This is a genomic window from Sphingobium sp. (assembly GCF_032153725.1).
In the GTDB taxonomy this organism is placed as follows: domain Bacteria; phylum Pseudomonadota; class Alphaproteobacteria; order Sphingomonadales; family Sphingomonadaceae; genus Sphingobium.
Map to the genome: position 1 here is coordinate 20015 of NZ_JALDYQ010000029.1, position 19711 is coordinate 39725.

Genomic DNA, 19711 nt, shown 5'->3' on the forward strand with positions numbered 1-19711 from the left:
AGTCGGATGCTGGCTAGAGCGGTTTTCGATCGCTTGGAGCCGAAGGCCAGTGATGTGCCTGCGGGTTCGGGAAATCATCAGGCAGGTCTGCGTAGAGATGGCGTGACCATCGTCCATGGCGTTTTCTCGCGCGACCATGTTCCCATGTTCACGCGAGATACGGCCACGCGTCTCGGTCAGTGACTTCGCACGTCGTGCCAAGGGTCAGTCATTCAGCTGCGTGCGACAACGACGGTTTTATATTCGGTATATTGTTCGAGGGCAGCCTCGCCATTGTCGCGTCCGAAGCCGGACTGCTTGACGCCGCCAAAGGGCAGGCTGGCATCGAGGATGAAGTAGCAGTTGACCCACACGAAACCGGCCTTGACCTGCTGGACGAAGCGGTTGGCGCGATCGATGTTCTTGGTAAAGACGGCCGCGGCAAGACCGAAGGGGGTGTCATTGGCGCGATCGATGACGGTCTGGGCGTCGCTGAAGCCGAGTATGCTGGCGACGGGGCCGAAAATCTCCTCGCGGGCGATCGACATGCTGTCGGTCACATCGTCGAAGATGGTGGGCTGGATGAAATAGCCCTGGTTGCCATGGCGCTGACCGCCGGTGACGAGGCGGGCGCCTTCGCGCTGACCAGCTTCGAGATAGCCGAAGATTTTGTCGCTCTGCTCCTGCGAAACCTGGGGCCCCTGGGTCGAGGCGGGATCGAGTTGGTGGCCGAGATTGCGGGCGTTGACCTTGTCGGCGAGCCTGCTCACGAACTCGGGCCGGATCGCATCCTCGACATAGATGCGCGTGCCGGCCGAGCAGCATTGCCCGGCGTGCCAGAAGTTGGCGGAATAGGCGCTCTCCACGGCCTGATCGAGATCGGCGTCGGCGAAAACGACGATCGGGCTTTTGCCGCCGAGTTCGAATGTGCAGCGCTTGAGCGTGTCGGCGGCGCGTTTCTGGATGATCCGCGCGGTCGCGCCCGAGCCGGTGAAGGCGATCTTGTCGACGCCGCCGTGGGTGACGATGGCGTCACCGACACTCTCGCCGGGGCCGTTCAGCAGATTGATGACGCCCGCGGGGAAGCCGGCTTCGAGTGCGAGCTGTCCGAGGTAGAGCGCCGAGAGCGGGGTCTGCTCGGCGGGCTTCATGACGATGGTGTTGCCGGCGGCGAGGGCCGGCCCCCACTTCCAGGCGAGCATCAGCAGGGGGAAGTTCCACGGGATGATCTGGCCGATGACACCGACCGGTTCGCGCAGCGTGTAGGCGAAGACGTCCCCGCGCGCGGGGATGGTGGCGCCTTCGATCTTGTCGGCCCAGCCGGCATAATAGCGCAGCGAGTTGATGGCCAGGCCGGCCTCGTCCCTGGCGTCGATGACGAGCTTGCCGCTGTTATAGGAATCGAGTGCCGCGACATAGTCGATATCGCGTTCGATCAGGTCGGCGAGGCGGTAGAGGAGACGGCCGCGGTCGGCCGCCGACATCGTCGCCCAGGGGCCGCGCTCGAGCGCGTTCCGCGCGGCGCGGACTGCGCGGTCGACATCCTGCGCCGTCGCCTTCGCAACCGACGCGATCACCGCGCCGGACGCGGGATCATAGGTTTCCAGCTGGTCCGAACCTTCCACCCATACTCCATCTATCAACAACTGGTGATACTGGATTTTGGGAAGGGAAAGGCCGGCGGTCGTGATAGCGGTCATGGCATTCCTCTCATAAGTCTTGTTCGCAATAGGTGTCGGTGCAGGCGCGGCGCCTCTTGAGGGCGCGCGCCGACCGGTCTGTATCAGTGAGGCAGGCGGCTGGTTCCGATACTGCTTCCCGGCACAGTGTTGGTGGGGATCGGCAGGCATGGGACAAGAGGAACCAGGGCCGCCGGTCCGATTAAGGTGCCACTTGTACGTTCGAAGGCCATCAAACCTCTCCGGTGAGACTGGTTGACGGCGATAAGCTTATTGAATATAATTATATTGTCAAGCGAGTATCCATGCTGCCTGAACGCTGAGGGTGCTTGGCCGAATTATTTAAGTAATTGAAATATAATATTTATTGTAACGAATCCGACACGGAAAGGCTCGTCGAATCCCTCTCGGGACTCGTCCGCCGGACTTTCCGTCTCCTGACCAACGCCGGATTTGGCGCGCCGAAGGCGGTGACGGAATGCAGCTTCATGGCCGCGCCAAAATAGTGATGAGCAGTCTATATTGACACGAAATCATATGTGTGAAAGAATCAAAAAATCAAGAGAGTTTGATCTCGACAGGAGAGAGCCAAAGGCGCCCGACGTCTTCCTTCCTCGCAACTCCGGTTGCGCGGCGATAGGGGCGCGTCCGGCGGCAATACCCTCCTGCGAGCCTTCGATCGTTCATTTCCAGGGAGGGGCAAATGCATCTATCAATGAAAACCCGTGCGAGCGTGATCAGCATCGCTTTAGCCATCAGTATGCCGGCCTTCGCTCAAGACGGCAGCTCGACCGGCACCGCCGACTATGGCCTCAACGACATCGTGGTCACGGCGCAGAAGCGCGCGGAGAATCTTCAGGACGTCCCGATCGCAATTTCCGCGGTGAATGCCGACACTATGGCTGCGAGCGGTGTGACCAATGTTTCGAACCTCATGGTCGCGCTTCCCGGCGTCGACTTCAAAGCCGGGAACGGCTTCGCGCTGCCCACCATTCGAGGGGTGGCGTCCAGGGCGGCTTCGCCTGGCTTTGAAGCGCCCGTCGCCCTTTATGTCGATGACGTCTATTATGCCAGTCAGCTTTCGGGATTGATGAGCTTCAACAATGTCGCGCAGATCGCCGCACTCAAAGGGCCGCAGGGTACGCTGTTCGGTCGCAATGCAACCGCTGGCCTCATGCAGATCACGACGCGTGAGCCTGGTCAGGATTTGTCGGCCAAGATCGATCTGAGCTATGGCAATTACGAAACGGTTCGCGTCGCCAGTTATGTCGGCGGCGGGTTGGCTGATGATGTCGCGGCCGACCTGGCGCTGTCTTATCAGACGATGGGCAAAGGCTATGGCCTGAACCGGACGACCGGCAACGATGTACTCAGGGTCAATCACGACTTCGGCGTGCGGTCCAAATGGGTCTTCACGCCGGCCGACGGAACGAAGGTTCGTCTCATCCTCGACTATGTCGATCAGGAGAACAGCAACAATGCCTCGCGCGTTCCGGTCGGTGAATCGACGGTCCCGCCCTTCGCGCCCAATTTCGGTGGCCGTCCGCGCGACATTGAAGGCAGGGATCCACTCATCCGTCACCGCGAAGGTGGTTTCAGCCTGAAGATCGAGCAGGACATCGGCTCGCTTCAGCTCGTGAGCATCACGGCGAAGCGCGAGGGCAGGACCGACATCACCTTCGACGGCGACTATACGGCGGTCAACGCCCGCTACATTGCTTTCCGCCAGAATGACTCGCAGTTCAGCCAGGAAGTGCAGCTGCTCTCCCCAAGCGGGGGGCCTTTCACGTGGGTTCTTGGGGGCTATTATTTCAACGGGTCGAACGAATATGATTCGTTCAACCAGTATTTCATGGGGGCCGGCATTCCGGCCGCTGGTCCACTGGCCAATGCGGTGCATCTCCAATTGCTGGATAAATCGAAGACGAATTCGATCTCGGGTTTCGCGCAGGCGACTGCTGCGATCACCGACCGGCTCAAGGCGACGGCGGGCATCCGCTACACGAGCGAGAAGCGTTCGCTTGTGGGGGTTTCCCAGACGCTCACCTTCGTCAATGGCACGAGCGCTACCCAAATCGTGCCGGATCGGGCGACCCGATTTGGGAAGGCGACCTGGCGACTGGCGCTCGACTATGAAATCTCGGACGATGTGCTGGGTTATATCTCCTACAATCGTGGTTTTCGGAGCGGCGGCTATAATTCGAACAACATCACGCTTCCGGCTTTTTCGCCGGAAGTGCTCGATTCCTATGAAATTGGCCTGAAAACCGATTTTCTCGACAAGCGGGCGCGGCTCAACTTGGCCGCCTATTATTATGACTTTAAAAATATCCAGGTTTTTGCCAGTCGCGATGGGCAGATCGCTGTCCTCAACAGCGGCAATGCCAAGCAATATGGCCTTGAGGCTGATTTGCAGCTGCGTCCGGTCGACCGCCTGACCCTGACGGGGTCTTACCAATGGGTTCCTACAGCGAAATATCTTGATTTTCCTGCCGCCAACATCTTCACGCCGCGCGCGGCCGGCGGTTATAATTCGCTGATCGGCTCGGCGACCGGAAATCGGCTTCTGCTCAACCCGGAGCATCTCGTCACGGCCTCGGCCGATTATGAAGCCGAACTGGGCAGCAACAAGCTCGGCTTCAATGTCACCTTCTATCACAATGGCGGTTTCTTCTGGGATCCCGACAATGTCATCCGCCAGAAGGCTTATAGTCTGGTGAACGCCAGCGTGCGGTTGGTGACGGACGATCAACTGACCTTCTCGGTCTGGGCCAATAACATCACCGACAAGGAATATACGACCAACGGCGGCATTCAGGGTTTCGGTCCGTTCGGAATGCAGCGTGAGGCACTCGGTCCTCCGCGTACCTATGGTGTAACGCTCGGTTACGCTTTCTGATTGGGGGTGATCGGACCATGGTTCGGCAGCAAGGGGGCAGCCATGTCCCCGCGCATGCCGGACCCGTGCGATCAGCAGCACGCTCGGCCGAAAGTGGCGGTCGAGCGTGCCATTTCCATACTCTCGTCCCTGCAATCCGAATGGTCGCAGAAGCTCGGCAGATCATGATTTTGAACTCAGGCGTGCAACAATGGCATGCGATAGAGGTTTGATAGTCCTGATAGATAGAGGCTTTTACCGACCGGGCCGCCAAAGGCGATGTTGGTGACGAACTCCGGCACGCGGATTGTCCCGAGGTGAACGCCGTCCGCGTTGAAAATCCAGACGCCGCCGGGACCGGTGCTGTAGACATTCCCTTCGCTGTCGACCTTGAGCCCATCAGCGAAGCCAGGAAGAGTGCTGCTGCTCATGTCGTGAAAAATATTGGGTGCCCCGAACCTGCCGTCGGTGGAAATCCGATATTTCAGGATGCGTCGGCGGAAAGTCTCTGTCACATAGGCGACCAAACCATCCGGCGAGAGGGCGACCCCGTTCGGAAACTCGGCAGTCCTGTCCATCAGTTCGATACGACCGTTCTTCAGGCGGTAAATGCCGCTGTGAGGAATTCCCGCATCCGGGGCGTCGGGTCTGGCAATATCCGCCTCGCGGACCATCGCCGGCCGCATGTCCGTGTCGGTGAAATAGAGCGAGCCATCCGATGCAAACGCCAGGTCATTGGTCGTGTTGAACCTGCGGCCTTCAAAACGGTCGGCAAGGACCGCCATGTTACCATCTGGCTCCAGCCGGAGAATCCGGCGGGAGCCGGCGAACCCGCAGAAGACAATCCGCCCGTTTGGATCAAGTGCCATGCCGTTGGGACCCGCCATCGGCAGATAGTCGTCGCCTTTCTTGAAGATGGGAATACGCGTCACATCGTCACCCCGAAAGACCGGCGCGAGAACTGGCCGCATTGTGCCGGTGTCGTCTATCCTTCCAATCAGATTGTGCGCGATATCGGAGAATGCCAGATAGCCGCCCCGCTCATCCGGAACCCATAGAGGCGCCTCCAGAAAGCCAGCGCCGCTATAAAGCCGTTCTAGCCGCGGCTGGCGGTCCAGTAGCCGGTCGAGAGCGCTATCCGCGCGCTCGATCGAGGCAACAAGGCCATTTGCCTCCGCTGCGACCGCGGGCCTGACGAGCGCAAATCCCACCAGCGCCGCTGATCGTTCTAGAAACCCCCGCCTCATCAGACCGTTCGCGCAGGTGGAAGACACTATCACTCTCCATTTGATGGCGATATGCGATGCGTGTGATCTGCGGTCATGGCACTCTCGATCAGGTCGGCACTCGGAAATGTCATCATGCAAATGATCGCGGATCGGGATAGCCTGTCTGGCTCCATCCGCCGTCCGCCACCAATGTCGCGCCGGTGATATAGGATGCCTCGTCGCTTCCCAGAAAGAGCGCCGGGCCTGTCATTTCGGCCACATTCGCCGGGCGATCCAGAGGAATACGATCCTTATACGCCTTGAGAATGGCGGGAGTGGTCAGGACAAGCTCGACTGCCGGCGTCTCAACCAGACCGGGAGCAAGCGCATTGACTCTGATGCGATGTTCAGCGAGCTCCAGCGCCGCGTTTCGCGTGAGCATGTCGAGTCCGGCTTTCGCGCTCGTATAGACAGCCGCGCCCTTTCCGGGAATATGTGCGCTGACGGACGTGACGTTGACGATCGCGCCGCCATTGCCCTGTTTGATCATCTGGACGGCCTGATGCTTGAGGCAGACGAAGGCCGCGCGCAGATTGGTCGCGTGAACGGCGTCCCAGTCTTCCTCCGTCAGACTGACAATGGGTCCACGGCGGAATATGCCTGCCACGTTGAAAGCCACGTCGAGTTTTCCAAAAGCGTCGACCGTGCGATCCACCATTCGGGCCACTTGCACGGAATCCGTGATGTCCGTTTCCACGCCAATCGCAGCATCGCCGCCACCTGCGGTAAAGGCTTCGAGTTCGTCCGCGCGGCGGGCGGCCACGGCGACCTTCGCACCCGCTTCGAGAAGACGTTTTGCGATTGCAAGGCCGATTCCCGATGTTCCGCCGACGACAAGGGCGGATTTGCCCTTATAGTCCCACTGTGCGCCATCATGGGTTGCCGACATCTGAAAATCTCCCCGGTTAATGCTGTATGGCCATTGCAGTTGTGCGATGCGCGCTCGAACTTATGTGCCTGCCCCATCATCCAGGTGAGCGCGGCCCGGGGCATTCTCTTGACGCCCATATACTTATAATCTAGAAGCATTATGTCAACAGGCCGCGGAGCGCAGGATGCAATCAACTCGCCGGCCGTCGTTCATATTGCTTGGTTGTCAGGGGCCGGGACTGCTCTGCCGGTTGGAGCATGGCAGGTCGCCGGTTTACAGACAGGAGAGATAAGAGATGCCGGGAGATTTTGTTGGCGAATTGAATTTCAGCGGTCCGATTGAAGGGCGTGCTCGATACGACCGGCACGACGTGAGCAAGACCAACGTCAACTTTCAGCCGCACAAGCTTCGGATTCATGATGCTCGCCCCATATGTTCGGAGCTTTCGCTCGATCATGAAGGGTTCGCTCTTTTTGATCATCCCACGCCGAGTGCCGATCCGGAATGGATCAAAGCGAATGAGCAGGCCTACAATGATGCCGTGGGCGCCCTCATCAAAGAGGTGACCGGTGCGGCTCTGGTGGTTTCGCAGATCAACGGGCTGAAGCTGCGCTTCGCCGATGCCGCCAACAGGGAAGGCGCATCGCCGCCGGCTGCCTTGGTTCACGCCGATTATACGCGCCCCTATGCGGCCATATGGCGGAAATGGGAAGGCGATCTGCGTGGCGAGGATTATTCGCGTTTTCCGCGCTTCTGCATTTTCCAGACATGGCGGAGCCTCACGCCTCCGCCGGTCGACAACACGCTGGTCTTCTGTGACGCTTCCACCATCGACGACAGCAGGTTGATCGTTTTTGATTCGGTGGTCGGGGGCGAGGAAGACAAGCCTGCGAACAAATGGGAAAGTGATTTCAGCCTCTGGGATGAACATCAGCGTTGGTATTATTTTTCGAATCTCATGCCCGACGAGCTTATCGTCTTCAAAGGGCACGACAGCGATGAGTCGCGTTACGCGCAGTCGCTTCATAGCGCGATAGACCTGCCGATAGTGCCTGCTGCAAAGCCTCGATCAAGCGTGGAATCACGGTTCTTCGCCTTTTTCGACTAGGGTTCTTATGGCGATAATGGTCGCGGATTCGCCAGTTTCTGCCAACCAGCCGTCAAGGCGCGGCAGCCATCGCTTGAGGTGAGGCCGCCCTATTTTCGCAAAAGGGGAGCCGTCGATCTTGCCGGCTGGCTCCGGTGACTTCTGCACGTCAAGGAGGTGGGAGAGCATATGTTGGACGAAGTCAGGGAAATCGAGTCGCAAGGATGCCGGATTTCGACCCGGGTTACGGGATCGGGGCCGCTCGTGAACCTGATACATGGCTGGCCGGAACTCGGACTTTCGTGGAGAGATCAGGTCTTGCCCCTTGCTGAGGCGGGCTTTACCGTAGCAACGCCGGATTTGCGTGGCTTTGGCAAGTCATCCAAGCCTGATAATATTCTTTCATACAGGTTCGACATCGCTGCCGACGACATGGCCGCGATTGCCGATGCGCTTGGTCACGAAAAATGGGTTTCGATCGGCCATGGTGCGGGTTCGATGGTGGCCTGGCGAACCGCGCTGCGCTTTCCCGATCGCGTGGCCGCGGTGTTTTCGCTCAGCGTCCCCTATTTGGGCGTGCCGCCGATGCCGGTGGTCGATACGTTCGACATCCGCTATCCCAATCGCTTCTTCTACATGCGCTATTTTCAAAAGGTTGGAGTTGCCGAAGCGGAGCTTGAAGTCGATGCGCGCGATTCACTGAAGAGGATATTCTACTCCTTGTCGGGCGCCGCGCCGAAATTCGACTGGACGCGCGAGAGGCCGATTGACGACCCTCTTTTGAAAGCTCTTACGCCTCCTCCTCCCGGGCCGCTGTCGTTCATGTCCGACGACGCGCTCGACACCTATGCCGATGCTTATGAGAAAGGCGGGTTCTTCGCGCCGCTCTGCTGGTATCGGACTTTCGAAGCCGATTATGTCGACATGCAGGCTTATGGTGATGGGATCATCCGTCAGCCGTCGGGCTTCCTTTGTGGCGACAAGGAAATACTCCTCGACATGTATGCCCATGTTCTCGACCGTCAGCGTGGAAGCTTATCGGACATGCGGCGCGAAACGATCCTGCCGGGCGCGGGACATTGGATTCAACAGGAGCGTCCATGGGAGGTCACCCGGGCGCTCCTGGATTTTCTGAACGAGGTGCGTGAAGAGCTGGAGTGATTTCGAGCAAGATGGCATCATCTGGCGGCCGGGAGCACATGCCGATCGATGAGCAGCGCGCAGGCGGCGACGATGATCAGACCGATCCCGGCCAGTAAAAAGAGGCTGCTGGCTCCATCTTTCGAGCCGAGCAGCCAGCCACCGGCGACAATCGCCGAGAAACCGCCAATCCTGCCGATCATCATGCCCAGGCCGATTCCCTTGGCCCGGCATTCCTCCGGATATCCGCATGTGAGTAACGCATAGATGTTGGCCGTCAGCAGGGCGGTGATCGCGCCGATACCGCCGGTGCCGCAGAAAACCACAATCCGCATCACGGGGCTTGGGGACGCGGTGTGGGAGGCGACGGCCAAGGCTGTCAGGATGGTCAAGGCGATACCGGCAGCCGCCGCAAAGAGCATGAGGCGCCGCGTTCCTTGCCACGCGATCAATCGTCCCGCGATGAAAGGACTGATCAGGGCCATGATGTTGAATGCGAGGCTCGCCGTCACGGCCTGAGTGGCCGTCATGCCCGCATTGGACATCAGCACTGGAATCCATGCGAGGAAGGAGTAGGAGAGAAAAGCCAGCGAGAAGAATGCCAAAGGCGCCCCGATGTTGATCCTCAGATGGGCGCGGCTGAAAAGTGTGGTCGGGTTCCGTTTCGCCTCGCGCATTGCAAGCTCGGCGGATTCCAGGGACGAATGCGCCTCGATGTCCTTTCTCCGTGGCAAGAGGATCGTCATGGCGATAGCCATCGCCAATGTCCCGGCGCCAGTGATGATGAAACATCCTTTCCAGCCATAGGTCGGGAGCACCAGAACGACGAGCACGCTGCCGATGACACCGCCGGCGGGGGAATAGGCGCTCGCCAGCGCGCTGAAGCCTGCGCGGCTGCGTTCCGGCAACCAGTTGACGACATATGCCAGCGCGTTGGGGGTCGCGGCGCCGACTGCAAGGCCGCTGAACAATCGCGTTATTGTCAGGGAGGTCACGTCGACCGTCAACGCCGAAGCCGCGGTCGCAATGCCGCAGACCACCATTGTCCAGACGAGCATCTGCCGGTGTCCGAAGCGATCGCCGAGCCATCCTCCGACTCCGGCGCCAAACGCCGTGCCCAGAACGACGGCCCCCAGCGCCGGTCCGAAAGCCGCCGCAGTGATGTTCCAGTCCGACAGGATTTGCGGCGTGACCAGGGCGAGTATCTGGATGTCCAGCCCGTCGAGCAAAAGTGCGGCAAAGACGATCGCCGCAATCGCATAAGGATATGTTACTCGCGTGCTGCGTGATGTGGCGATCATCCAAGAAACTCATCTTTTTCCGAGGAATGGGCCGGAACGGCGGCAGGAATATGGCGGGTGTTTCCCCAGGCCAATCGGTCAACCGGCAATGAATGCCCCATGCTACATCCCTCCTTCGCGCCGCGAGCCATCGCGGCTGGTGAAACCATTTACGGCCGCTTGTTCGCCGTTCATTTTCCATCAGTTCTGTCGGACTGCGCGGTCGCCCGCTCTTGCAATGCTTTGATTTCGTCCGGTTCCTCAGGTGGAGCGTTTGGCGATCCCTGATTGACAGCTTCAAATCAATGCTTATCATATATAATTATATAGAGCAATCGCATGATGGCGCGATGCTGACAGTCCTTCGCGGGCTGAACGTCGAACGAGTCCAAGAAGTGTGGAGGGGTGGGTGTGACCGATTGTGCCCGGATTTTGCTTTCTGGTGACGGAAGCGTGACGCATGCGCGGCAGGCGTCATTGCGTGTTACGCGTCGTTCCTCCGCCTCCTGGCTTTCGTGCCTTGCTGCGCTCGCGCTTGTTGCGGGATGCTCTTCCGATCGGGCCGGGCAACCGGCGGTGGATGATTCGGCGTTCAAGAGCATTGAGCAGGGCGCGAATTGGCCAGGCTATGGGCGAACCTATGACGAAAGTCATTTCAGTCCACTCGATCAGGTGAACTCTGAAAATGTCGCGAAGCTTGGATTGGAATGGTCAATGGATCTTCCGACCCAGATCGGCACCGTGTCGGCTCCGCTTGCTGTCGATGGCGTGCTTTTCTTCGCCAGTGGCCTTTCCAAACTGAACGCCGTGAAGGCTGATACGGGTGAGCCCCTTTGGGAATATGATCCCCAGGTGGCGGAGGTCGCTGGCCCGAAATTGCGATTGGGGTGGGGCATTCGCGGGATCGCCTATTGGAACGGCAAGATTTATACCGGAACACAGGATGGGCGGCTGATCGCGGTCGACGCCAAGACCGGGAAGCCCGTTTGGACGGCTCAGACGACACAGGCTGGCGATGGCCTCGTCATTACCGGCGCGCCGCGTGTGTTCGCCGGCAAAGTCATCATCGGCAATGCCGGTGCCGACTACAGCGCTGTGCGCGGGTATGTGACGACTTACGATGCCGAAACGGGCAAGCAGTTGTGGCGCTTCTATACGGTGCCGGGAAATCCTGCAAAGGGCTTCGAAAACAAGGCCATGGAAATGGCGGCGAAGAGCTGGACGGGAGAGGAGTGGAAGAAAGGCGGCGGCGGCACCGTCTGGAACGCCATCACCTATGATCATGAGCTTGACCGAATCTATATCGGCACCGGCAACGGCTCTCCCTGGAATATTAAGGTGCGCAGTCCTGACGGGGGCGACAATCTGTTTCTTTGCTCGATCGTGGCGCTCGACGCGAAGACGGGCAAATATATCTGGCACTATCAGGTCAATCCCGGAGAAACCTGGGATTATAACGCCGCGATGGACATCACGCTCGCAACCCTCAACATTGGGGGGAAGTCGCGCAAGGTGATGTTGCATGCGCCGAAGAACGGTTTCTTCTATGTCATCGACAGGGATACGGGTAAGCTGATCTCTGCCGAACCCTTTGCCAAAGTGACCTGGGCCAGCCGCATCGATATTGCGTCGGGCCGTCCGGTGGAAAATCCGGAAGCGCGCTTTCCGCAGGGGACAACGAAGATATGGCCGAGCGGAGCGGTCGGCGCGCATAGCTGGCAGCCCATGGCCTTCAGCCCAAAAACCGGGCTGGTCTATATTCCGACGTCGGAGCTTCCCGGATCGTACGACGACCGCGGCATCGACCATCGGAACTGGAAACGGCCGGGTGACTATGCGCTCGATGGGTCGTTCAATCCGGTCAAATTTGGCGGAGCGGCGCCACCGCCTGGAGCAAGCTTCGGCCATCTCCAGGCCTGGGATCCCGTGCGTCAGCGGCGCGTGTGGTCGGTGCCGCTCGGAGCGCCGCTCAATGGCGGCGTCGCCGCGACCGGCGGCAATCTCGTTTTCCAGGGCAATATGAAGGGCAGGCTGGTCGCTTATGCGGCCGATAGCGGGAAGGAGCTTTGGAGCTTCGACGCACAGAATGGCGTCGTCGCGCAGCCGATCACCTATCTTGTCAATGGCCGTCAATTTGTAACCGTCATTTCCGGCGTGAGCGGCGGTGCTGGTCTTTTCCCCGGTCTGGGTGGGGTGCCGATCTGGGATTATCGCAAGCAGGTGCGACGGGTTCTGACCTTCGCGCTTGATGGCAAGAAGGTGCTTCCGGCGACATCGGCGAATGGCGCGGCTGCTTATCGCCCGACGCTGGTGATGGACCCTGCCCTCGCGCAGGCGGGGGAAGGCATTTATTCGGCCAAATGCCGCATGTGTCATGGCCTTAATATGGCCGCGGCAGGGGCGGCGCCCGACTTGCGCCAGTCGCCGGCGATCGACGATGCGGGCACCTTTGCCGAAATCGTGCGCAAAGGAATGCTCAAGGAGCAGGGCATGCCGGCGTTTCAGCTTTCCGACGCGGAACTGCAAGCTTTGCGCCACTACGCTGCCCGGCAGTCCAGATAATCATGGGGAAGACTCATATGACTAGCATCAAAAGTGGCGATGCCGGATCGACGCGATTGGTCGTTTGCTGGGCGCTCGGGGGGCTTTGGCTTCTGACCTACCTGGCGTCGCTGCTTGGCGGTTTTGCGGTCGGCGCGGCGATGGTGGCGCCGTTGATTTTATTGGTTCTGGCCATCGTTCACTGTTCCATTCTCTATGGATGGCGAGGCGTGGTCTTCTATCTCGCGATCGCGATCGGCGCAGGCTTTGTTTTCGAGGCTTCCAGCATCGACTTCGGTTTTCCCTTTGGACATTACATCCATACGAGCGTGGGACCGAAAATCCTGGGGGTCACCGTACCGGCTATCTTCATATACGCGGTCTATGCCTGGTATGCGTGGATCATAGGGCGGGCGATCATGCTGACACGGCCCGCGCGGCTCACGGGAGCCGGACGCTTTGTGGTTCCCATCGTCGCCGCGATCATCCTCGCCGGTTTCGATTATCCCTTCGATCCGATCGGTTCGACCTTGCATGGCCGCTGGGCCTTTGTCGAGCCGGGCGGCCAGTTTGGGGTCCCGCTGTCCAACTATCTGGGGTGGGTGTTCGTAGGCTGGGTGATCTTTCAACCGCTGGGCTTTGCGGAAAGCCGGTTCCGCGCAATGGAAGCTAGCAAAGCGCGCCGTTACTGGCTGCTTCCGTGCCTGATCTGGATTGCAATCGCTATCCAATATCCGATTTACTGGGCTTCCGCCCCGTCCGGCACAACGGCCTTGGGTCACAATATCTTCGTCATTGCCGACATTTATGAGGCGTCGCTTGCCGGGAGCCTTTTCACGCTCGTTTTTGCAGGTCTGGTCGGAGCGGCGCGCTTATTCCTGGATGAAGGCGTTCACCAATATGCGAACAGGGTAAACGCATGAGCCGACAATGTGATATGATCGACAATACGCATGATGTGTCAGCGCGCAGCTGGATTCCTTCGGCATGCGGACATTCGCAGTTCCCATTACAGAATTTGCCGCTTGGTGTTTTCCGACGCGGGAGTGACCGGCCGCGATGTGGTGTCGCGATCGGAGATCATATTCTCGATCTCTCGCAGGTCGGTTCCGAAATCTCGATGCCGATGACTTCGGTTTTGCTCGAACCGTCTCTCAACGCGCTTCTCTCGCAACCGGCGAGCGTGCGGAGACATTTGCGGGCACTGCTGTTCGATCTGCTGCGTGCGGGCAGCCCGCATCAGGCATTGCTTGAGCCAATGCTCCATCGTCGCGACGACTGCATAATGATGCTTCCAGCTGATATTGGAGGCTATACCGATTTTTATGCGGGCATCATTCATGCGACGAATGTCGGGCGGCTGTTCCGGCCCGACAACCCGTTGCTGCCGAACTACAAGCATGTTCCAATCGGCTATCATGGACGGACGTCTTCCATCCGGCCGTCCGGATCGACGGTTCGTCGGCCGTACGGCCAATTGAAGATGCCGGATGAGCCACTGCCGCGCTTCGGCCCGACCGGGCGGCTCGATTTCGAGGTTGAACTCGGTCTGTGGGTGGGGGAGGGCAATCCGCTCGGCAAGCCCATCTCCATTGCCGATGCCGGCGAGCATATTGCGGGCGTCACCTTGCTGAACGACTGGTCGACGCGCGATGTGCAGGCATGGGAATATCAACCGCTCGGTCCATTCCTGGCCAAGAATTTCTCATCGACCGTGTCGCCCTGGCTCGTAACGACCGAGGCCCTGGCGCCGTTTCGCACGGCACATACTAGCCGCGGGAGCGATGATCCGCCTCTGCTGCCCTATCTTCTCGACCAAGCCGATCAGGAAAATGGAGCATTGTCGATCGACATCGATGTCGCTCTTTTGACCGGGCGAATGCGTAAGGCAGGACTGGCGCCCGAGCGGATCGGCAGTACATCGGCCCTCAACCTTTATTGGACGCCTGCCCAACTCATTGCCCATCACAGCTCCAACGGTTGCAATCTTGAGCCGGGGGACCTTCTCGGGACCGGAACGATATCGTCGGCGGAAACATCGGGCTTCGGTAGCCTGATGGAGATGACCGCGGGAGGTGCCGATCCGATTGGCCTGGCAAATGGAGAGCGGCGCACCTTTCTTGAGGACGGGGACGAGGTCATCATGACGGGACGGTGCATACGCGATGGGTTTGCAACGATCGGCTTCGGCGAATGCCGGGCGACGATCCTGGCGGCTTCACCAATGTCGTGACCTGTGACCTCGCGAGCTTGCCGAAGAGGCTTGGCGTCGCGGGATATCACCAGAGAGGAGATAAAAATGGACGAAACGATCAACTATGATGCGGACGTGCCGATGCAAGGCACGGTTTATCGGCCGTCTGGCACTCGCAACGCGCCCGCAATTCTGGTATTCCCTGATATCTTCGGACTGGGCGAGCATGCGCACGAGCGTGCCGAGCGCCTGGCGGGACTGGGTTATGTCGCGATGGCTGCTGATCTTCACGGTTCGGCGCGGTTGCTGGATTTCCCTGACGCGATGGCGGAACTGGATCGTTTTTACGCTGAGCCCGATCTGCCTTTGGGCCGCGCGGATGCGGCCCTCGCTTGCCTACGGAATATCGACGGCGTCGATGCAGACCGGATCGCGGCGGTCGGTTTCTGCTATGGCGGCACCTTGGCGTTCGAAATGGCGCGTCGTGGCGCGCCGCTTGCCGCGAGCATAGGGTTCCATAGCGGCCTGACCACGAATAACCCTGACGGCGCATCGCGCGTGACGGGAAAGATATTGGCGTGCATCGGCAGCGAAGATCCCGCCATTCCCGCCGAGCAACGGACTGCCTTCGAAGCGGAAATGCGCGCCGCGAATGTGGACTGGCAGCTCCACGTCTATGGCGGGGTCTATCATACCTTCACCGACCGGCGGTGCGACAAAGTGATCGGGCAACCGAACTTCGCGCGCTATGATGCGGTCGCCGACCACCGATCCTGGAATGCGATGTCCTCGCTTTTGCGCGAAGTCTTCCAGGCGGAGATTTGAGGCGCGACGGAACAGCATCTTCTTCCGCAGTCTCAGTCGAAATTATCGTTCGAGCAGCGGACAACGCCGCTCGATAAAGACCGCAAGGCCTCATGCATCCGGGCCATCAGTATTCGGCATTGCAGCGCGCGTACTTTTGATTGGGCGGGAAAATTGCGCGCAATTAGAATGCTTCACGGATTTGGAGAAGATCGATGACAATCGAAGCGCCGGTAAAAGAGCCGGGGACAGGACTGGAATTTTACGAACTGAGCCAGATTTGGGGGCATGGGACGCCCGTCTGGCCCGGCGACAACGATATCGTGATCAAGCGCGGTGTTTATCATGCGCGCGATGGCGTGCTCAGTCAGCATATCACCGGCAACATGCAGACCTCGACGCATGTCAATGCGCCGATCAACATGATCCAGAGGGGCGCCGACGTTGCCAGCCTTTCCATCGAGCATTTCTTCGGCAACGGCATCGTGATCGACGTGCCGAAGGCCCGATGGGAATATGTGACGGCAGCCGACCTCGACAAGGCCGGAGCAAGGGTACAGCCCGACGACATCGTGCTCATCTGCACCGGCTGGCATAAGAAATACTCCGACAGCCTGGAATATTTCGGTGAAGCGCCCGGCCTTTCGCTCGATGCGGCCCAATGGCTTGTCGATCGCAAGGTCAAGCTGGTCGGCGTCGACACGGCGGCGGTCGACCATCCGATGGCGACGTCACTGGCGCTGCATCGCGGCGGGCCGCTCATGCGGCGTCTTCCCAAATTCTATCAGGATACGACGGGACGAGATCCGCGCACCGAGTTTCCCGACTGGATGCCCGCGCACCGGCTTCTGCTGCGCAGTGGCATCCCGACTGTCGAAAATGTCGGCGGTCAGTTGCAGGCGCTCGCTGGCAAGCGCGCGACATTCCACGCGATGCCGTGGCGGTTCGAGCGAGGGGACGGATGCATCGTCCGCCTCATGGGCATCGTCGATCGAGCGGGAACCTACCGCATCGAGCCCGGCGCCGCGCTCGCCAAGGAGGGTTGAGAACATGTCTGGAGAAATCATCGGCGCCAACGGTCTGCGCTATTACGACCTGTCCAATCCCTGGGGGCACGGCATTCCGCAATGGCCATCGAGCGCGAACCTTGAATTCCGGACGCTGAAGTTCCTCGCGAAGGATGGAATCTACGTCCAGCAGATGGAAGGCATCATGCATCGCAGCACCCATATGGATGCTCCGATTCACGTAACCGAGAATACGGGGACGCTGACCGATTTCGAATCCTGGCGCTTCTTCGGCACAGGCGTAGCCGTGTCCATCCCGAAGGGGCGGTGGGAAGTCATCACGCCGGAGGACCTGGAGGCCGCGACCCCGCGGATCGAGCCGGGCGACATCGTGATGATCAACACAGGCAGCCATCACAATCTGGGCGATAATGACGATTATTACGCCTACTCGCCCGGCCTCTACATTGACGCGGCCCAGTGGCTGGTCGATCGCGGCGTCAAGCTGGTGGGGATCGATGTCCAGGCGCTGGACCATCCGCTGGGCACCAAGCTCATCGATCACGGCACCGGTCCCTCGCAGCCCTGGTTGATGGACGAGTATAAGGCGCAGACCGGCTGCGATGTGATGGAAGATTTCCCGCTATGGGAGCCGTCGCACAAGACCCTGCTGTTGAACGGCGTCCCTGGGATCGAGAATATTGGGGGCGATCTTGATCTGGTCACCGGCAAGCGGTGCACCTTCATGGCCTATCCCTGGCGTTGGCCGGAGGGCGACGGGTGCGTGATCCGCGTTGTCGCGATCATCGATCCCGAGCAGAAGTTCCGTATCGAAAGCGGCGAATGACATGCATGTGATGCCTTTTGCCGACGCCAAGCCCTATGAGGCGAAGGCGCATTTCAACATGACGGGCTTGCAACTCCATGGGGGAGCAGCCAATCAAACCGGCCTTCTGACCTGCGGCCTCTCGCATTTCCTCCCGGGCGGAGGAGCGGAGCGATCCGTGTCGCCTCTCGAGAAATTCTATTTTGTCCTGGCGGGGGAGATCACCATCGTCACCGATGATCGGGAGGTGACGTTGTCGGTGAACGATAGTGTCTGGCTGGCCGCGGGCGAAGCACGATCCATCGAAAACCGGAGCAATGAGGTCGCGACGATGGTCGTCGTCCTCGCGAAGAATGAGGCCAACGCATGATTTCCGAACAATTGCGCGATCCCCTGTCGATGTTCGATGTGTCGGGGAAAACCGCCCTCATTACGGGCGCGACCGGGGCGTTCGGCCGGGCCACCGCGCTGGCCCTTGCCGCCCTAGGGGGGCGGCTTGTGCTCGCCGCCGGTTCGCGCGACGCTCTCGAGGACGTGGCTGAAGAGGCGCGCGCCCTAGGGGCCGAGGTTGCCACCGTGCATGCGCGGCCGGACAGTTTCGAGGAGGTGGAGCAGATGCTCACCGTGGGCCTCGAAGCCTTCGGCCGGGTCGATCAGCTTGTTGTCGCGTCCGGCTACAACAAGGCCGGTTTCATCCAGGACATGCCCTATGAACAGTGGCAGGAAGTCATGGATGCGAACGTCCGCGGCGCCTGGTTCCTCGCAAAGGCGGTCGGCGCCTATTGGATCGAGAATGAGATCAAGGGCAAGATGCTGCTCATGTCGTCGGTGCGGGGTCGCCACGGCAATGTATCCGGCTACACGGCCTATTGCACATCGAAGGGGGCGACCGATGCGCTTACCCGGGTTCTGGCCACCGAATGGGGTAAATATGGGATCACCGTCAACGCGATCGCGCCGACGGTCTTCCGTTCGAACCTGACGGCCTGGATGTTCGGCGACGACGAGCTTGGCCAGGCGACCAAGGCGCGTTCGCTGTCGCGCATCCCGCTCGGACGCCTTGGCGAGGTCGAGGACCTCGTCGGCATGGCTCTCTATCTTTTGGCGCCCGCCTCCAACTTCTGCACAGGACAGGTGATGTATGTCGACGGCGGTTTTACGGCCGGCTGATTGGCCGGTCGCAATTATAGGCGCGGGCCGGATGGGGCTGGCCATAGGCCAGATTTTCGCGGCGGCCGGTCATGCGGTGACGTTGATCGAACCAGGTGAAACCGCGCGCGCAGCTATCGGCGATGCGCTGCGGGCGCTTACCGAGCGCCGCGGGCAGTCCGTGGAACTGGTCGCCAATGTCGAGGCCGTTGCCTCCATCGCCGATGGCGTCAGGGACGCGAGGCTGGTCATTGAGGCCGCGCCGGAAAAGCTTGAGCTGAAGCAGGAAATCTTCGCCGCCCTGGATACATACTGCCGGGGCGACGCCATCCTGGCGACGAACACATCGGTCATCCCGGTCACCGAGATCGGAAAGCCGGTTCGCGACGGTACGCGCGTGGTCGGCACGCATTTCTGGAACCCACCTTATAGCGTCAAGCTTGTCGAGGTGGTCCAGACGGAGCGCACGGCGATCGCGACGGTCGAGACGACCATGAAGCTTCTGGCGCAGGCGGGGCAGTTGCCGGTGCATGTCCGCAAGGACGTGGTGGGCTTTATCGGCAATCGGATGCAGCACGCGCTGAAGCGCGAGGCGATCGCGCTCGTCCAGAATGGCGTCTGCGATGCCGAGACGGTCGATTTCGTGATCCGCAACAGCTTTGGCGCGCGGTTGGGGATCATGGGGACACTGGAGCAATCCGATCTGGTCGGACTCAACCTCACGCTCGATATTCATCGCGTCATTCTTTCGGACCTTGACTGCTCCCGCGAGCCCCAGCGGCTGCTGGTGGAGAAGGTCGCAGCGGGTAAGACCGGCGCCGCCGTAGGCGAAGGTTTTCGCACCTATACACCTGAGCAGCGTGAGGAGTTGGTGACACGTCTTGATCGGGCGCTGCTGTCTCGCCCCTGATTTGAAGATTAGACTTGATAAGTTATGCGTCTTGCCGCCCTGGGTGCTTGGTCCCGGCATTGGAATGGCGCTTAAATCCATGAAATCAAAGCATTGAG

16 protein-coding genes are annotated in these 19711 nt (G+C 60.0%); 12 read left to right on the plus strand and 4 right to left on the minus strand.

The window, feature by feature from the left end:
- Positions 1-212: 212 nt before the first annotated feature.
- A complete protein-coding gene (locus RUH75_RS11315; protein ID WP_313805874.1) occupies positions 213-1679 on the minus strand; it encodes an aldehyde dehydrogenase family protein in 1467 nt (488 codons plus the stop codon).
- A gap of 739 nt (positions 1680-2418) precedes the next feature.
- Here RUH75_RS11315 and RUH75_RS11320 point away from each other — a divergent pair.
- A complete protein-coding gene (locus RUH75_RS11320; RefSeq protein WP_313805876.1) occupies positions 2419-4557 on the plus strand; it encodes a TonB-dependent receptor domain-containing protein in 2139 nt (712 codons plus the stop codon).
- Positions 4558-4733: 176 nt separating this feature from the next.
- Here the strand turns inward: RUH75_RS11320 and RUH75_RS11325 are convergent, their stop codons facing one another.
- Positions 4734-5810: an SMP-30/gluconolactonase/LRE family protein gene (locus RUH75_RS11325; protein ID WP_313805878.1), complete on the minus strand. Its 1077-nt coding sequence runs from the start codon at positions 5808-5810 to the stop codon at positions 4734-4736.
- Positions 5811-5895: 85 nt separating this feature from the next.
- Complete coding sequence (locus tag RUH75_RS11330; RefSeq protein WP_313805880.1) at positions 5896-6693, minus strand: SDR family NAD(P)-dependent oxidoreductase; 798 nt, start codon at positions 6691-6693, stop codon at positions 5896-5898.
- 277 nt (positions 6694-6970) lie between these two features.
- On the opposite strand from RUH75_RS11330, the gene RUH75_RS11335 reads away from it, so the two are divergent.
- Together RUH75_RS11335 and RUH75_RS11340 are read left to right on the plus strand one after the other, a co-directional pair.
- Positions 6971-7783 (plus strand): CmcJ/NvfI family oxidoreductase, encoded by an 813-nt coding sequence (locus RUH75_RS11335; RefSeq protein WP_313805882.1) that lies wholly within the window; start codon positions 6971-6973, stop codon positions 7781-7783.
- Between the two features lie 168 nt (positions 7784-7951).
- Positions 7952-8923, plus strand: coding sequence for an alpha/beta hydrolase (locus RUH75_RS11340; RefSeq protein WP_313805884.1), 972 nt, complete (start codon positions 7952-7954; stop codon positions 8921-8923).
- Positions 8924-8940: 17 nt separating this feature from the next.
- Here the strand turns inward: RUH75_RS11340 and RUH75_RS11345 are convergent, their stop codons facing one another.
- A complete protein-coding gene (locus RUH75_RS11345) occupies positions 8941-10131 on the minus strand; it encodes an MFS transporter (RefSeq protein WP_409592348.1) in 1191 nt (396 codons plus the stop codon).
- Between the two features lie 528 nt (positions 10132-10659).
- Here RUH75_RS11345 and RUH75_RS11350 point away from each other — a divergent pair.
- The 9 genes from RUH75_RS11350 to RUH75_RS11390 all read left to right on the plus strand — a co-directional run bounded on the left by RUH75_RS11350 (position 10660) and on the right by RUH75_RS11390 (position 19613).
- Entirely contained in the window at positions 10660-12744 is a 2085-nt protein-coding gene (locus tag RUH75_RS11350) for a PQQ-dependent dehydrogenase, methanol/ethanol family (protein WP_313805928.1), read from the plus strand.
- Positions 12745-12761: 17 nt separating this feature from the next.
- On the plus strand, positions 12762-13646 hold the full coding sequence (locus RUH75_RS11355) for a carotenoid biosynthesis protein (protein ID WP_313805888.1): 885 nt from the start codon (positions 12762-12764) through the stop codon (positions 13644-13646).
- Positions 13647-13660: 14 nt separating this feature from the next.
- A complete protein-coding gene (fahA, locus tag RUH75_RS11360) occupies positions 13661-14956 on the plus strand; it encodes a fumarylacetoacetase (protein WP_313805890.1) in 1296 nt (431 codons plus the stop codon).
- Between the two features lie 66 nt (positions 14957-15022).
- Entirely contained in the window at positions 15023-15742 is a 720-nt protein-coding gene (locus tag RUH75_RS11365) for a dienelactone hydrolase family protein (RefSeq protein WP_313805892.1), read from the plus strand.
- Between the two features lie 194 nt (positions 15743-15936).
- Positions 15937-16767, plus strand: a complete 831-nt coding sequence (locus RUH75_RS11370) for a cyclase family protein (RefSeq protein WP_313805894.1) — start codon at positions 15937-15939, stop codon at positions 16765-16767.
- 4 nt (positions 16768-16771) lie between these two features.
- Positions 16772-17575 (plus strand): cyclase family protein, encoded by an 804-nt coding sequence (locus RUH75_RS11375; RefSeq protein ID WP_313805896.1) that lies wholly within the window; start codon positions 16772-16774, stop codon positions 17573-17575.
- Positions 17576-17585: 10 nt separating this feature from the next.
- Complete coding sequence (locus tag RUH75_RS11380; protein WP_313805898.1) at positions 17586-17924, plus strand: cupin domain-containing protein; 339 nt, start codon at positions 17586-17588, stop codon at positions 17922-17924.
- Positions 17921-18724: an SDR family NAD(P)-dependent oxidoreductase gene (locus tag RUH75_RS11385; protein WP_313805900.1), complete on the plus strand. Its 804-nt coding sequence runs from the start codon at positions 17921-17923 to the stop codon at positions 18722-18724. Before RUH75_RS11380 ends, RUH75_RS11385 begins: the two co-directional genes overlap by 4 nt.
- Entirely contained in the window at positions 18696-19613 is a 918-nt protein-coding gene (locus tag RUH75_RS11390) for a 3-hydroxyacyl-CoA dehydrogenase NAD-binding domain-containing protein (RefSeq protein ID WP_313805902.1), read from the plus strand. The genes RUH75_RS11385 and RUH75_RS11390 overlap by 29 nt, the downstream gene beginning before the upstream one ends.
- Positions 19614-19711 lie beyond the last annotated feature (98 nt).

Bases quoted from the DNA above. Each gene is read 5' to 3' on its own strand.
- RUH75_RS11315 (WP_313805874.1), bottom strand. From the start codon at position 1,679: ATGACCGCTATCACGACCGCCGGCCTTTCCCTTCCCAAAATCCAGTAT.
- RUH75_RS11320 (WP_313805876.1), top strand. From the start codon at position 2,419: ATGCCGGCCTTCGCTCAAGACGGCAGCTCGACCGGCACCGCCGACTAT.
- RUH75_RS11330 (WP_313805880.1), bottom strand. From the start codon at position 6,693: ATGTCGGCAACCCATGATGGCGCACAGTGGGACTATAAGGGCAAATCC.
- RUH75_RS11335 (WP_313805882.1), top strand. From the start codon at position 6,971: ATGCCGGGAGATTTTGTTGGCGAATTGAATTTCAGCGGTCCGATTGAA.
- RUH75_RS11340 (WP_313805884.1), top strand. From the start codon at position 7,952: ATGTTGGACGAAGTCAGGGAAATCGAGTCGCAAGGATGCCGGATTTCG.
- RUH75_RS11355 (WP_313805888.1), top strand. From the start codon at position 12,762: ATGACTAGCATCAAAAGTGGCGATGCCGGATCGACGCGATTGGTCGTT.
- fahA (WP_313805890.1), top strand. From the start codon at position 13,661: ATGATCGACAATACGCATGATGTGTCAGCGCGCAGCTGGATTCCTTCG.
- RUH75_RS11365 (WP_313805892.1), top strand. From the start codon at position 15,023: ATGGACGAAACGATCAACTATGATGCGGACGTGCCGATGCAAGGCACG.
- RUH75_RS11370 (WP_313805894.1), top strand. From the start codon at position 15,937: ATGACAATCGAAGCGCCGGTAAAAGAGCCGGGGACAGGACTGGAATTT.
- RUH75_RS11375 (WP_313805896.1), top strand. From the start codon at position 16,772: ATGTCTGGAGAAATCATCGGCGCCAACGGTCTGCGCTATTACGACCTG.
- RUH75_RS11380 (WP_313805898.1), top strand. From the start codon at position 17,586: ATGCCTTTTGCCGACGCCAAGCCCTATGAGGCGAAGGCGCATTTCAAC.
- RUH75_RS11385 (WP_313805900.1), top strand. From the start codon at position 17,921: ATGATTTCCGAACAATTGCGCGATCCCCTGTCGATGTTCGATGTGTCG.
- RUH75_RS11390 (WP_313805902.1), top strand. From the start codon at position 18,696: ATGTCGACGGCGGTTTTACGGCCGGCTGATTGGCCGGTCGCAATTATA.